Origin of the sequence: Psychrobacter immobilis, assembly GCF_904846185.1 — a bacterium.
Lineage (GTDB): Bacteria > Pseudomonadota > Gammaproteobacteria > Pseudomonadales > Moraxellaceae > Psychrobacter > Psychrobacter immobilis_B.
The window spans coordinates 89,560-105,086 of sequence record NZ_CAJGZQ010000012.1 but is presented as its reverse complement, the minus strand read 5'-3'; the positions used below and the strand labels follow the sequence as shown (position 1 = coordinate 105,086).

Genomic DNA, 15,527 nt, shown 5'->3' with positions numbered 1-15,527 from the left:
GTTCGTGTTGAGAATATGTTCGCAAGGCTCAAACACTTTCGTAGTATCGCCACTCGCTATGAAAAGTTAGCTCGTAATTTTAAGTCAATGCTTTATCTGGCGTGTACTATCGTTCATTGTAAGATGAATTGAAGACACGCCCTAACGAGTGCCAATTTGCCATTGCTGATGAAGCACAGCAAGCACGTTTTCGGGTCAGTGCCTTTATACAGCGTGATATGGCAGGGATGATTTTACGGAAAATTGAGAATAAAATTCCGACTGTCGAAGAGCTACGTTTGCCGCCCGCGTTAAAAGAGCTGGCAATGAAAAAACGCGGTATCATTCTGCTAGTGGGTGCGACAGGTACAGGTAAATCAACGACCCTTGCTTCTATGATCGGACACCGTAATCAAAACTCGCATGGTCACATCATTACCATCGAAGATCCTATCGAGTTTGTTCATAAACATCGTGGTTGTATTATTACCCAGCGTGAAGTTGGTATCGATACCCATTCATTTGAGGCAGGACTAAAAAACACGTTACGCCAAGCACCTGATGTTATTTTGATTGGTGAGATTCGTAACCGTGAAGTCATGAGCTACGCGATCCAGTACGCGGAAACAGGCCATCTAGTGTTTGCAACCTTACACGCCAACAACGCCAACCAAGCGATTGACCGTATCATTCACTTTTTTGAAACCAGTCGCCACAATCAGTTATTTATGGATTTGTCGCTCAACTTGCAAGCCATTATCGCGCAGCAGCTCATCCCAACCCCTGATGGTAAAGGACGCCGTGCGGCTATTGAGATTTTATTGAACTCACAGCTGATTAGTGACTATATCCGTAAAGGCGAGGTTCATGAAATCAAAGATGTCATGACACGATCGCGGGATAGCGGCATGCAAACCTTTGATCAGGCTCTTTTTGACTTATATGAGCAAGGAGAAATCACCTATAAAGAAGCCATTCTTCATGCTGACTCTCCTAATGATTTGCGCCTAAAAATCAAACTCAGCAGTAAGAACGGCACCGCCAATCTGGATGAAGGTGCGGATAACTTATCATTAGATATCAGTTAAGCATGGCTTTTGAGCATTGTTATTCGTTTTTGCCATAAAAACTTATAAGAAAGCCCTCATATTATTATGAGGGCTTTCTTATTTTATATATGGCGATAACGCACTAAAAATAATATCAAATATAGAGCATGCTCACCAATTAAAAAAATTACTTGATGCTATCCCGACACTCTTGGTCATTACAAATACCGTATAGCACCAATGAATGACCTGATAACTTAAATCCGTGCTTTTCTGCGACTTTAAGTTGCTCTTCTTCGATGACTTCGTTATGAAACTCTATAATCTTGCCACAAACGTCACAAACCAAATGGTCATGATGGCCTTCTTGGGTAATTTCAAACACCGATAAATTATTTTCGAAGTTATGACGCTCGACGATACCAGCTTGCTCAAACTGCGTCAGTACTCGGTAGACAGTCGCTAAACCCACATCCTCACCTTGCTCTATCAGTGCCTTATAAACCTCCTCAGCACTCATATGATGCAACTCTGCACTCTCCAGTAGCTCTAAAATCTTGATGCGAGGTAACGTGACTTTTAATCCCGCTTTACGTAAATCTTGATTGGTAAAAGAAGCCATAATATCCCTTCTGACTGTGACAGTCTTAGCAAATAAAGAACCAAAAATATGAGATAAATAATCGTTAATGATTATTTTTTATAGTATATGAAACATTTTAATAACAGCAGACTGGCTGATTTGACCTCATTTCCAAGCCTGTTATTTTCTATAATAATCCTAACGCAAGTCTATGAATTTAAAATATAAATAATAAAATGCCTCAGGTAGCATTTGGTAAATAATGTCGTAAGTGGTAGGAAATTGCAAGTAAATGACGTATCATTTGTCCAAGATTGTCGGCCAGACTAGCATTAACAACCTCTGGCTGCGCCTAATTCATTTCTTATGAGTCATCTTACCATGATAAAGACATTAACTTTTCGTCCGTTAAGCCCTACAAGCGTATTACGCAAGATTGTCATAACCAGTATGCTTAGCGCTACTGTCGCTATGTCTGGCTGCTCATTATTGAGTGTTTATAAGATTGATTTGCCACAAGGCACTGCCATCACTCAAGCGCAAGCGCAAAAACTGCAAGTGGGTATGAATCAAAACCAAGTCCTTTATATCCTTGGTAGCCCAGCTATTAGAGACACCTTAGAACCTAAGCGTTGGGATTATATTTACGATTACAAAGCAGGGACAGAAGGTAGCCGCAAAGGTATTGCTGATGTCAAAAATGCCAGTCAGCACTTAATTATCTACTTTGATAATAATGGTTTGGTCAATCGTATTGAAGGTATCGAAAGCCTGCCTGCCTCATAATCAAGAACGGCAACTGGCTTTAATGATAGATGGCGCAACATCGCTTAAACTCGAGATTTATTTTTGCGCTGAGACATGGGATCAGCGCTTAAGCTGCGATATACTTCGATACGATCAAAAGGCTGCAAGCGATAGCTGAGCGGCTGTTTTTGTGCATAGATACCCACATGCCAACGCTTTGCCGTTGGCGTTGCAATATCTGCCACTTGCTCACACCAACGTGCTAACGCTGGAAATTTCATCAACCATCCTGCCTGCCTCAATGCCTCATACAAACTTGTTTCATCATTAACTTGTAGGGTTAAATAATGCTGACATTTTGCATCTTCAGCGTATGCCAAATAAACAGTCATTAGCATGGTCTGCTCAGATGACGGCGCACAATTATTATCAGATTGAACGCCATTAGCAGTTAACTCAACCACTGCATCACCCAACCTATCAATGCCAATAACAGTGCTAGTGGCACAATCAAACGAATCGCTATTCGCCATAAGTTATAAAACGCTTCATTGCCAAAATTTAATGACTTACGCAGATGACTAATTTTCATCTGCCAACCCGCAAAGATAGACAGCAATAATACCGCTATGCTGCTAATAATCACTAAAAGTCCGACCAGCCAAACAGTTGGTATGATAACGACTAACAAAAGCGCCAAGACAAAGGTTAATACCAAACTGACCAGTAGTCCAAACTTGTGTGCTAATTGCTGGGTACTATAATGCAGCAAATAGCTGGCGACAAATAACACCCCTATCCAATATGATAGCTGTCCAATCGGTGGCAATGCCATGCCACTAATAGATAACGCCACAACCCCAACGATCAATTGCAATATCCAAATCGGGAGTACCAATTTGGTTGCCCGATACTCACTCGTCGCACGGCTGCGAGCAGGTTTTTGCGCATTGATATTGTTCGTGTCTACCGCTGTTGTCACTTGGTTCGTTACCAAGTTTTGACCAAACCAGTATAAGCCTGTGCCTGCACCCACACTAACCAACGCTAACGCGACTGCACGTGCCCATTCATTTAAGCTGATATCAGTCATCGCAAAGTCAATATTGGGTAGGCCATTTGCCACGCCGAGCAATAAGCCTATCACCATTAATCCTAGGCCAATCGGTAACGGTACAACGCCCAATAAACTGAGTAACACAGCAATGACCATAAGGCCAGCAGCGATCGCAAAATCTGGTATAGCAGGAGCGCTATTAAGCTCCGTCAATGCCGCCAAAATACCTGTGCTCGCGCCTGAGATCACTAACGCCGCAATCAGAATAGAGACCAGCGCGGCGAGCCACCCAAAACTACGCCATATTGGGCTGGCATCTGCTTCGCGAGTAAGCTTTTGCATCCCTGCTAATGGCGCATCGACACTACGATAGGCTAAGGCAATTTCCGCATAAACAACGGGCAAGGATACCAATACCATAGCCAATAGCCAGAGTAACCAAAAGTCAATCTCACCAACGGATGCTGGTGCAAACCAACGAAACAGCAGTAGCGGTAGCAGTGCCGCGATAAAATAAGAAGCATAACGGATCATCATAATCTAAACCCAAACGATCTAATACCTTTCACAAAAATGAGAATAGCTGGGAAAACGAGGGTCCGTACTATGCATTGTAGACGAAACAAGTTTGACAGCGCAAATCATACTCTGTGGGTTTGGTATAAAGTGAATAACGATAATTTATCATGATACAGAGCAATGATAGGCCTCTGTAAGCAGTTTTATTTTATATAGTCGATTCAATTTAAAAGAAGCACAAGGTAACCAGAAGCAAATGTATATTCAATACTTCAAGCGAGGTTAATGCAGCGACTCTTTTATAATGGAATGACTATAAGGTCTCTATAATATAAGGGATGAACAGTTATAAAAAAACCCCGAAATCGGGGTTTAATAATGAAACAATGGCGGATATCTGGTCAAGTGCTTATTAATTTCAGTGAGGCAAGGTGTATTAGGCACTCGTAGCTGATACCAATGAATTAGTGAACAGCACTGATATAGTCTGACAAGATACGAATATCACGATCCGATAGTTTCGATGCGACTGTCTGCATCATGCCCATATCGCCTTCTTTCGCAGCATCATTGACACGTTTTTGCTCATCACTATCAACATCATCAACACGACCAGCCGCACGGAAAAGTTTTAGCTGAGTGGAGATGTACTGTGCATGCTGACCACCTAAGCGTGGAAATGCCGCCCAAGTATTACCAGCAGCATCTGGACCATGACAGCCTGCACAACCGATGACACCGCGTGACTTATCACCACCTAAGAATAGCTTAGTGGCTTCTTGGTTGGTCGCAGGATTACCAAATCCAACACCCCAAGGCGCTTGGCTAGCATAATAACCAGCCACGTTGGCTAAATCTTGCTGCGATAAATTTGCAACTTGTGATTGCATAATACCGTTCTTGCGATAACCTGCTTTAAAGTTGACCAACTGTTTGTAAAGATATTTTACGTTTTGGCCACCCAAGTTAGGCTGCGCAGGGACAACACTGACACCATCAACACCATGACAAGCAGCACAAACCGTTTCTGCAATTTGCTTACCGGCATTGACGTCGTACTCAGGGACAATAATAGCAGCTTGTACGCTGAAACTTGCAACGCATAAGCTGGCAGCAGCGATTAACTTTTTCATTGATACAAATCCTACTAGCTCGGCGTAAGCATTATTTAGAGTGATTGCACTGATAAGATACCTCATATAAACCACCCTACTATTGGTTAGGTAGGTATATGTTTTAAGGTCTTGGCCACAAGCAGTCTGAAAGTACTTACTAACATCAGGGTTTATTTTAGATTATTATAGCAAGACTTTGTAGCATTTGCCTACTTAATCGTCACATCCATCAGTTTTTCTAACACATAGACAAGTATGCCAACAAAAAACAAAAAGCGCTTACAGGCTAAAAAACCCAGCGCTTTTTTAAGTTGTTTTATAGTGTGTCGTATTGTGTTGCTTTATCGGTCAGCGTCTCACTTACTCATGTACTCAATCAACTTACGATAATCATCGTCGCTACAACTGTTACAAAGACCACCAGCAGGCATCTGCGTCATACCACTTTTAACGGAATTAATAAGTGTCGGCATGCTTTTTTGTTTGATAAGCTGTTGCCATTTGGCACTATCACCTTTTTTGATGGCGTTCAGCGCACCACTATCGTGACAGGCAGCACATGAGTTATCATAGGTGGCTGCAATATCAGCAGCATTAGCGCTAGTCATGATAGCACTACTGAGCAGTAATGCCGCTCCGCTACCTATTAAAACTCGGTAGGTCTGGCTAAAAAGTGCATTGATTGAAACCATAGAACACCTCCTTTTGATGCTTCTCTCGTTTAATCAATCTTGCTATTAAACGTCGTTCGTTCAGTATATCTTATTAAACATTGTAACAATGTATGTCGTATAAATATAGATAAATATAGTTTGGCTTTGGTAACGCATGAATAAAAGCGGCAACTTGCTCTAATGAGCGCTTATTTTAATGGTATTCTGTCATTTATGTGATGCTAATCATAGTTATTTCAATAAGTAAGATAAGTAATAGTATAGAATAGTCGATAACTTGAAATGACTGTGTTTATGACCAATAAACATTGAAAGTTATGATGAATAAATTCGTAACGATTTTTTGTCTAATGCACTGTCTTCTCGACAACCAGTTGATTAAAATTTTATAACCGTATCCAATTTCTTAAAGATTAATGAGCCATTTATGAGTACCCCGTTTACTGATGTCGCCGCCGAACATGCATTGTTCAACACTAAATCTCGTCAAAAAATTCAGCAAACTGAGTTTATGATGTCAGCGCCTACTTTTCGTCTCTGCCCACCCGATATGGGCTTAGAAGTTGCCTTTGCAGGACGCTCAAACGCAGGTAAATCCTCTGCTATTAATGCCTTAACCAACCAACGCCAACTGGCACGCTCATCTAAAACGCCTGGTCGTACGCAGATGATTAACTTTTTTAGTATTGGTGATGCTGATAGACGTTTGGTGGATTTGCCAGGTTATGGCTACGCAGCCGTACCGCTTGAGATGAAAAAAGAATGGCAGGTTGAGCTAGAAGAATACTTGGTGGCGCGCTCAAGCCTTGCAGGTTTGGTGCTCATGACGGATATTCGTCATCCATTGAAATTCTTTGACGAGCAAATGCTACGTTGGGCAAATGATGGTGAACTGCCGGTGCATATCTTGTTAACCAAAGCAGATAAGCTAAAGTATGGCGCATCTAAAAATGCGTTACTTAATACTCGTAAAAGACTAAAAGAACTGGGATTGAATTGCACCATTCAGCTATTTTCAGCACTAAGAAAAGAAGGTCTGGATGAGCTGGCTGGTGTCATGGGCAACTGGTATGAGTATCAGCTTGAGGCAGACAAAATCATTGAATCCTCTTTTGCGTTACTAGAAGGCACTGAGTTGGAAGAAGCGATTGAAAAAGACAACATCGAAAAAGGTGCTATTGAAAAGGAAAGTACTCAGAAGGATAGCACTCAATAAGGATAGTGCTCAAAAATAAATCAAATAAACATTATCGTCTCCAAGTAAAAAGGGTTTATCGTTATTATCGATAAACCCTTTTTTTATTATCATTTTTTAGCATTCAAAAAGTTTTTTATTTAAGCACTTTTATTTAAGTGCTTTTAGTTAAGCACATAGTAGCTCAGCCAACGCTTGTGGCGTGTCAACCTGATAAGTGGGTTGCTGTGCGGCGAGCTCTGCAGGTGATGCTGTACCATAATTCACCGCAATACTGGTCATGCCTAGTTCCGTTGCCATTTGGATATCGTAGATACTGTCACCGATGAAAACAGCATTGGCGATTTGCTGCTGCGTATAATTCAAAATATCGGTCAACATCTGCGGGTCAGGTTTTGAGCCTGCCTCATCGGCACAGCGGGTCATCACAAAATAATGGTGGCTCTCTGAAGCATCTAATACGCGGTCTAAGCCCTTTCGCTTTTTACCAGTTGCAACCGCGAGACTTTTACCTTGGGCTTGTAGGGTCTGCAACATCCCTTCTATCGGCGCAAAAAGCGGTGTACTGTGGCTGTTGGCAATATAGTGGTCTGCGTAGCTTTGCTGAATCGCAAGCTTTTGTGTGTCATTGGCTTGCGGATACAAAATCTCAATGCCATTCATTAAGCTCAGCCCAATGATGTCTTGTACAGCTTTATCGGTGGTCTGGAACCCATGCGCCTCTCCTGCCACATGCATTGACTCAACGATTAAGCCAATGGAATCCATTAGCGTTCCATCCCAATCAAAAATAATCAGCGTCTTATCCGCTAAACGATGACTGGCTGACAACTGAGTTCCTTTGAAAGCGCTAGAGATACTAGCGACAGATTGATTGCTCATAAATAGACCTTAACGAATATCAATAATAAATGGTAGATACGAAAACGTCACGGCAACTTATTAAGAAAAATAAGCGTTCGTGACGTTTAAAGTTAATGCTTAAAAATTTTATTTGGCGACTTATTCAGGCAACTTGGTTTGCTCTGGCAACCAGTCTGCCATGTCATCTGGTAGCGGTGCAGTAATAGTTTCATAGCCTGGAATGTCTAAACGCCACGCATGCAGACACAGACGATGGACGCCTGATTTATCATGCACATTATATTTATCATCACCCAAGATAGCGTGACCAATGTGAGCCAAATGCACACGGATTTGATGGGTACGACCCGTCAGTGGTTTGGCTTCAATTAGACTAACTGGCTGATCAGCAATCATAAAACGACCATGAACGACGATATCCGTCTGGCTGTCTTTAGATTGCGGATCTTGCGCATCTACTTTGACGCGGCGTTCACCACTAGCAACTGTATAGCGTAGCAATGACGCATCAATGCGTTGCTCATTTAATGCTGGCTGACCTTTGGCGATACATAAGTAATGCTTCTGGATGGTTTTATCAACGAGATGCTGTTGCAACGCTTTTAGCGCTGAGCGTTTTTTAGAAATCATCAATAGACCTGAGGTGTCTTTATCAATGCGATGTATCAGCTCTAGGTATTTTTTACCTGTCACTTCACGCATGGCTTCGATAACACCAAAGTCCAAACCACTACCACCGTGAACGGCGATGCCAGAAGGCTTATTCAGCACTAGCATTCCTTCGTCTTCATACACTACGCGTGCTAACAAGCTTTTAGCAAACTCAGCACTGATAATTGGTTTTTCGCGGGTAGCAAGTACCACTGGCGCGATACGTACCACGTCTTCACGCTGTACTCTATCGTGCGCTTTGCAGCGTTTATTATTGACCCGAATCTCATCTGAGCGAATCATTTTATAGATATGCGGTTTTGGCAAACCTTTTAAACGGTTCAACAAAAAGTTATCCAAGCGCTGATCGTGTTGATGGCGGGTTACTTCAAGATAATTTACCTTACCAAAGTTGCTGATTTCATCATCAGCGCTTTGCGGGCGTGTTTTACTATTAAAAATAGCAGGGGCTTCATGGGTAGGTGCGTCGTCAGTCATTTTTGGCTTCGTCATTTTTAGTTAGGTATTTACAGAAAGATTTGCTATAGTTTAGCATGTTGAGCGACAATTAAGCAGAGACTGCAGCAATAATCATTGTTGTTGTTCTAAATAGCGCATTACCATTTTTACGAACTTTTAGTGAAAAGGTATTAGCAGTATACCCTGCCAACATTGTATGTTTAATCGGATTTTAGGGCGCAGTATCTGTTTAGAAATATCACTTGTAGATATTTATAGATATGTCCCCATAAATTGTAAAATGAAAGTATCGTACTGACTTTACTCAGTACCATAGAATAAATAGTGACACTAAATACCTTTGTGTTCATAAATTCAGTGTTGATAAGTTTGGCTAAATGCCTGTTTATTGACCGATAATGACACTACATTGACTCACAACCTGCATGACAACGACTTTATTTGATAATTATTCATGATTTAATGACTGGTTATTGGCGGTCTTTTACGCAAGTGTAGTTGAGCAAGTATGGGTTGTTTAGCATTAGGATCGAGAAGTATATCGATAGCTGCCTACGTATTGGTGGTCAAACAGATAACGATAAAAAAGATATGAATACAGCACCACACCGATAGTTTGGTCATTTATTCTGTTTGCCAAGTACGCCCCGCTGATCACCGGAGCCGCGACACCTAACCGTAAAACACCCAAGATATTATTGACGTTATACCAGAAAGAACGATAAATAAAGAGTGACCAATTGCTTTACCTAAACAAATAATTGCTGAATATCACCATTTCATATAATGGTATTTATAACAGCGATATTATTGCTAGACTTTGATGGATGGATTGCAGCAGCACAACGCCTTTTGAATATCAGTATATTGAATCTCGTCACTGCCCGTCGCCTGCTCTTACAAAGTAAGCTGGCATGACTACCAATAAAGCTTGCTGATAGTAAAACTGAATCGCATGCTGACGCATTAATATTTGTACCAAGCCTATCAATAATAGGATATAAATAGATAGCCTTACACCCTATAAATTTTATATTTACGTTAGTTCTGCTAACACGCTTTAGGTAAAAAACAAGCCATTGACAAAGCCCAAGTGCTTTATTAACCCATGATTTACGTTCTATCGTTGATTAACATCTGCCCATGCTAATTTAAATGTTAGCCATACTTGCCATTGCGCTCTAAAGCCCGTCTCGTCGTTGTTATGCGTACTCATAGGATACAAATATGAAACGCATTTTGATCAACGCTACTCAAAACGAAGAAATTCGTGTCGCCTTATGTAAAGGCAATCATCTTTACGATTTCGATCTTGAAAACCGTACTCGTGAACAAAAAAAATCCAATATATATAAAGGTCATGTGACCCGTGTCGAGCCATCGCTTGAAGCGGTGTTTGTCGAATATGGCTCACAGCGCCAAGGTTTTTTACCCATTCGTGAAATCTCTGCTGAATACTTAAGCGGTAATCCACGTGACGAAAACATCAAAAAACTGATCAAAGAAGGCGATGAATTAATCGTCCAAGTCGAAAAAGAGGAGCGCGGTAACAAAGGCGCTGCCCTATCGACGTATGTCTCATTAGCTGGTCGTTATCTGGTATTAATGCCAAACAACCCTCGCGGCGGTGGTATCTCACGTCAAATCTCAGGCAAACTGCGCGAAGACATGAAGCGTATGCTAAGCAATCTTGATTTACCAAAAGGCATGAGTGTCATCATTCGTACCGCGGGTATTGGTAAAACTCAAGAAGATTTACAGCACGATTTAAATCACTTGCTGAATATCTGGCAAGCCATTCAAGAACAAAACCAAAAATATCCTTCACCGCGCTTGGTTCACCAAGAAGCGGGCGTTGTCACACGTGCTGTTCGTGATTATCTACGTGATGATATCGCTGAGATTTGGATTGATAATGAAAACGCTTATATTGAAGCGGCAGGATTTATCGATGCAGTGATGCCAAAACAAGCAGAAAAGCTACGCAAATATACCGATTATGAGCCGATGTTTTCGCGCTTTAATATCGAAAAACAGATCGAAACCGCGTATCAACGTGAAGTGCGTTTGCCATCAGGCGGCTCAATCGTTATTGATCAAACGGAAGCACTAGTCTCTATCGATATCAACTCAGCCAAGTCGACCAAAGGTTCAGACGTTGCCGAAACTGCGTATCATACCAACCTAGAAGCAGCCGATGAAATTGCCCGTCAGCTACGTTTGCGTGATATGGGTGGTTTGATTGTCATTGATTTTATTGATATGAATGACAATAAGCATCAAAAAGAAGTCGAAAAACGTCTGATTGATGCCACCAAATATGACCGTGCACGCGTGCAATTTGGTGATATTTCTAAGTTTGGTTTGATGGAAATGAGCCGTCAGCGTCTGCGTCCATCGCTAGAAGAGTCAACCGGTTATATCTGCCCACGCTGCCATGGTAACGGCATGATTCGTGACTTGCGCTCATTGTCACTATCAATTATGCGTCAGATTGAACAAATCGCGCTAAAAGAACGTCAAGGCGAAGTACAAGCAGAAGTTCCAACAGATATCGCCGCCTTCTTATTAAACGAAAAACGTGATGCCTTAGTTTATCTTGAGCAAGACAGTGGCACGCGTATCACGATTTTGCCACACGCGCATTTAGAGTCGCCTAACTTTAAACTACACTTTAACCGTGATGGCTTTGCGCCTTCAAGCTATGAGCGTATTACGGATACAGCCCAAGAACATAGCGATTTGGGTTATGAAGTTGACTGGCAAACGGCTGAAAAAGAGCGTCCAGAGCAACAGCCAACGCGCCAGCCACGTCAAATAGCGAGCAATGATACTGCTAGCCAATCAAACAAACCGACCAGTACAGCTGAGCATAGTAAACACAGTAACGACCATCGTAACAATAAAAATACGACCAACGTTTCATCGGCGCGCGCGCCACAAGCAAACAACAACCAGAGTGTGGCAGCCCCTGCCCCTGTTGCTCCAGTAGCAGCAACTACAGCTCCTGCACATGTTGAGACAGCAGCTCAGCCACAAGCAGTGGCGTGGTTATCAAACCTATTTGCGCAAGCACCACAAGCCTCAACGACGCATAGCGTCAGTAGTCGTGATGCAGCACAAGCCATTGAAGCACTAGTAAATAATGGCGCACAAAGCTTAGGCTCATTTGGACAAGTTGATAGCAGTGCCCTGAGTAATACATCAACGAGTGCATCGAACAACGTACCAGAAAATCAGCAGAACAGTCAGAAAAATAACGAACAACCATCCGACAACAATGCCAATCGTCAACAAGCGCGTCGTAGCTCAGACAGCGACACCGATGATGATAGCAGTAATGAAGATAGAAGAAGACGTAAGCCACGTAAATCTAGATCTTCTAAACCTCGTCAAAGAAAAGATCAGGCAGAAGAGTCAAGCAATGAAACAAGCGGCGATACCGAGAACAACGCCGTAAATAGTGCTGCAAGTAATGCTGATGACAAGCAGGCTGACAATCAAAACAAACGTCAGCAGGATACCAGACGCACGAATGAGCGCAATCGCAACAATCGTCAAGACAATAATCAGCAAAACAGCAATCGTCAAGACAGTAGCCACCATGCAAACGAGCGCAATGATGATGCTGATAAAGACAGTAATACGGCAGATGAGCAAACTCGTGCGAAGCGTAAATCGCATAGCCAACGCGGTTCACGTGGCAAGTTAGAGCGCGGCGAGACACTAACAGCTGAAAATATTAAGCAACCCAATCAGCAAGCGACGACAGGTGCGAACAGCCGAAAAAATCACTCTAACACGCGTCGAAATCAAGATCCTAATGAAGTCGTGCTACAGGTCAATGAAGCAGCCGTTGAGCTGAAATCACCAGAAGTCGTACACTTGTCTCTAGATGACAGTAAGTCTACACAGACAAAGTCTCAATCTACTGAAAAGCAAAAATCAGTAAATGATGTTAATAAAGAAAGCAGTAAAAAAGAAGCTAATACACAGCAAAGTGATAATCAGCAGAGCAATGACAAAAAAGTTGCTCCTGAAACAGCTGCTGTGAAGGGTAACGACGAAGGCACTGTAGCGCCTCATGATGTTAATGTTGATGATGTTAACGTTAGCACCACTGAAGACAAGGGACAAAATAATGCCCCGAAAATAGACAGTAACGCTACTGACAAAAAACCTGCCGTAGATGAGCAACCAACATCTAACAGCGTTACCAAAGACCAAACTGACCATTCAAAATCTGTGGATACTAACGTGGACAGCGTAGCAATAACGCCAAAACAGCCCGAATCAGAATCGACAGAAAAAGCGAATAGTGACACTGTTGACACTGTTGACACTGTTGACGCTACCGACAGTGACGCCGATGTTAGCAATGCCAATGACAGTCATAGCGCAAGTGGTCATAGCACAAATGATAAGAACAACTCAGCACTGGCGCTAACGCACGAAGCATTATTTGCCAAGCGCTACGTGACTGCTGAGAAGTTTGGTCAGGCTAGTAATGATCCACGTGTGGTTCGTAGTCAGCAAGCACAATCAGCTCAACAACCACCAGTAGCTGAGCCTGCAGTAGTAAACCCATCGACTATTCGTGGCACTGTTGGTGATTTTGTTCGTAAAGCATTAGCAGATGCAGAAAGTCGTTTGAAAAATGACGGTGTCATTAGTTGCTTTATTGCTGCTATCGATGCACATACGCAGCAAACAAAATCAGCTAACAAATCAGCTAACATTGAAACGAGCGTCACACCGACTGCTGATACCAAAGTTGAGGACAGCAATTTCGACTTTAGCAACTATGGCTATCAGCCATTGGCGGCAGATTACCTGACGCGCTTTGAAACGATGACACAAGCGGTCAGTCAATTTGCGGCAACGCAAGGTAAAACGGACGTCGAACCACGTGCCATTGGTAAGCGTGCTGGCAACGATCCACGTGGTCAACATCCTAGTTATCAGGAGCCCGCAGTGTTGAGTCTACCGACCGAACAAGCGGCTGATACTGAGCAAGCGGTTATTGAACATGATGATAACAATGTGGATGCTCATGATGTTGAGGCAAATGCTCTAGCCAATCAAGCTCAGGCTGATAATATCAGCGCTCACAGCGAACAATTACTAGAAGCAGATCAAGCCCTAGCAGAAACAACTGGCGAGCCGTCGAATGAAGGCACTGTGATTGCTGAGCGAGTAGCAGCTGAAAAGACTGACGGGGCACATGACGATAGCGAAGCTGCTGACATTGAAGAGGCTAATACTCAAGAAGCTGACGTTGAAAAAACTAAGCCAGCAGATGAGCCTAAGGTAGAGCAACCTATCAATACCAAAGAAGCAGGCAAAGAAGCAGGCAAAGACGACAGTCAGGCTGCTAAGTCAAAAACCACGATTGCCAGTTATAAAAACATGATTGAGAATGTGGCTGAACAACTGCTGCCACAGACTGGTATGTTTAATTTGACCACGCCAAAAGTACCAAAGGCACGTAGCCGTAAGCCTAAAACGGAGCATAAAAAGCCCACGCAAGCTGAAAAGCTAGAGACTGATGACTCAGATAGCGAAAGCTAATCGTATAACGTCCAACGCAAAAGCCCCAAAGTTGTCAGCAACTTTGGGGCTTTTTTACGAAATAAAATCACAATCAATATAAAGCTAAAGCACAGGTAACTGACTTAGTGTGCAGATGACGCTGTGTCGTCTTTTCCACGAATTTTACTAATAACTGTTAAGATAGCCACAACCGCAGCGCCAATGATAAAACCAATGACGCCATTTAATACCGTTGTCGTTAAGCTTTCAAAGATACCCGTTAAATCAGCGATATCCTCTACTCCATGATGTAAGAAGCCGATACCGTGTACTAAGATACCACCGCCTACTAAAAACATTGCCAACGTGCCAGCGATAGATAGAAACTTCATCAGTTTTGGTGCCGCTGCAAACATTAACTTGCCCAATTTTTGCTTGAACACTCCTTCTTGTTCCATTAAATGCAGACCTGCATCGTCTATTTTCACGATACCAGCGACCAAGCCATAAATACCAATCGTAATACCGATGGCTAAAATAGACAGCACCAAGCTTCGTTCTAATAAAGTGGCGCTTGCCGTTGATCCCAAGGCAATCACAATAATCTCAGCTGACAGAATAAAATCCGTACGTACTGCACCTTTGATCTTTTCTTTTTCAAAAGCGACCAAATCTATAGTCTCATCAGCATTGGCTTGCCGACGAGCATTTTGCTCCTCATCATGCGGCAAAGCATGTGGCCAAAATCGATGAATGACTTTTTCAGCGCCTTCATAAACCAAAAACAAACCACCACACATTAGTAAAAAAGTGACCAGCGGTGGATAAACAGCACTAATCAAGAGTGCCGCTGGTACTAGAATAAGTTTATTAATAAATGAGCCTTTGGCGACCGCCCAAACCACTGGTAGCTCACGATTGGCTTTGACACCCGTGACCTGTTCTGCGTTGAGCGCCAAATCATCGCCCAATACACCGGCGGTTTTTTTAGCAGCGACTTTGGTCATGACGGAAACATCATCCAATATCACACTGATATCATCAAGTAGGGTTAATAAACTGGCACCTGCCATGTGTGCTCC

The 15,527-nt window shown here is 42.6% G+C and carries 12 protein-coding genes and 1 pseudogene; 5 read left to right on the top strand and 8 right to left on the bottom strand.

Annotation, left to right across the window (positions count from 1 at the left end; translation table 11 throughout):
• Together JMW94_RS08475 and JMW94_RS08470 are read left to right on the top strand one after the other, a co-directional pair.
• On the top strand, positions 1-132 hold a 132-nt coding region (locus JMW94_RS08475), incomplete at its 5' end, for a transposase (protein WP_201603926.1).
• Between the two features lie 14 nt (positions 133-146).
• Positions 147-1,067: pseudogene (locus tag JMW94_RS08470) on the top strand (PilT/PilU family type 4a pilus ATPase); the annotation flags it as partial.
• Positions 1,068-1,215: 148 nt separating this feature from the next.
• Here the strand turns inward: JMW94_RS08470 and fur are convergent.
• A complete protein-coding gene (gene fur, locus JMW94_RS08465; protein ID WP_045443492.1) occupies positions 1,216-1,650 on the bottom strand; it encodes a ferric iron uptake transcriptional regulator in 435 nt (144 codons plus the stop codon).
• Positions 1,651-1,977: 327 nt separating this feature from the next.
• Between fur and JMW94_RS08460 the strand changes: the two genes are divergently transcribed.
• Entirely contained in the window at positions 1,978-2,397 is a 420-nt protein-coding gene (locus tag JMW94_RS08460) for an outer membrane protein assembly factor BamE (protein ID WP_045443819.1), read from the top strand.
• A gap of 44 nt (positions 2,398-2,441) precedes the next feature.
• Here the strand turns inward: JMW94_RS08460 and JMW94_RS08455 are convergent, their stop codons facing one another.
• The 4 genes from JMW94_RS08455 to JMW94_RS08440 all read right to left on the bottom strand — a co-directional run bounded on the left by JMW94_RS08455 (position 2,442) and on the right by JMW94_RS08440 (position 5,741).
• Positions 2,442-2,822, bottom strand: coding sequence for an RnfH family protein (locus JMW94_RS08455; RefSeq protein ID WP_227685463.1), 381 nt, complete (start codon positions 2,820-2,822; stop codon positions 2,442-2,444).
• On the bottom strand, positions 2,810-3,952 hold the full coding sequence (locus JMW94_RS08450; protein ID WP_201603924.1) for a hypothetical protein: 1,143 nt from the start codon (positions 3,950-3,952) through the stop codon (positions 2,810-2,812). Before JMW94_RS08450 ends, JMW94_RS08455 begins: the two co-directional genes overlap by 13 nt.
• A 446-nt stretch (positions 3,953-4,398) precedes the next feature.
• Positions 4,399-5,067 (bottom strand): c-type cytochrome, encoded by a 669-nt coding sequence (locus tag JMW94_RS08445; RefSeq protein ID WP_201603922.1) that lies wholly within the window; start codon positions 5,065-5,067, stop codon positions 4,399-4,401.
• 338 nt (positions 5,068-5,405) lie between these two features.
• On the bottom strand, positions 5,406-5,741 hold the full coding sequence (locus JMW94_RS08440) for a c-type cytochrome (RefSeq protein WP_045443485.1): 336 nt from the start codon (positions 5,739-5,741) through the stop codon (positions 5,406-5,408).
• A 409-nt stretch (positions 5,742-6,150) separates the two neighbouring features.
• Here JMW94_RS08440 and yihA point away from each other — a divergent pair, with 409 nt between their 5' ends.
• On the top strand, positions 6,151-6,939 hold the full coding sequence (gene yihA, locus JMW94_RS08435) for a ribosome biogenesis GTP-binding protein YihA/YsxC (RefSeq protein ID WP_201603920.1): 789 nt from the start codon (positions 6,151-6,153) through the stop codon (positions 6,937-6,939).
• 147 nt (positions 6,940-7,086) lie between these two features.
• On the opposite strand, the gene JMW94_RS08430 is transcribed toward yihA, so the two are convergent.
• Positions 7,087-7,800: an HAD-IA family hydrolase gene (locus JMW94_RS08430; RefSeq protein ID WP_087814856.1), complete on the bottom strand. Its 714-nt coding sequence runs from the start codon at positions 7,798-7,800 to the stop codon at positions 7,087-7,089.
• A 120-nt stretch (positions 7,801-7,920) separates the two neighbouring features.
• Positions 7,921-8,931, bottom strand: a complete 1,011-nt coding sequence (locus tag JMW94_RS08425) for an RluA family pseudouridine synthase (RefSeq protein WP_087814857.1) — start codon at positions 8,929-8,931, stop codon at positions 7,921-7,923.
• Positions 8,932-10,140: 1,209 nt separating this feature from the next.
• Between JMW94_RS08425 and JMW94_RS08420 the strand changes: the two genes are divergently transcribed.
• Positions 10,141-14,484: an Rne/Rng family ribonuclease gene (locus tag JMW94_RS08420; RefSeq protein WP_201603918.1), complete on the top strand. Its 4,344-nt coding sequence runs from the start codon at positions 10,141-10,143 to the stop codon at positions 14,482-14,484.
• Between the two features lie 104 nt (positions 14,485-14,588).
• Here JMW94_RS08420 and JMW94_RS08415 read toward each other — a convergent pair whose 3' ends face one another.
• Positions 14,589-15,518 carry a DUF808 domain-containing protein gene (locus tag JMW94_RS08415; protein ID WP_109592346.1) on the bottom strand — a complete coding sequence of 310 codons (930 nt, stop codon included), beginning with the start codon at positions 15,516-15,518 and terminating at the stop codon, positions 14,589-14,591.
• Positions 15,519-15,527: the final 9 nt, after the last annotated feature.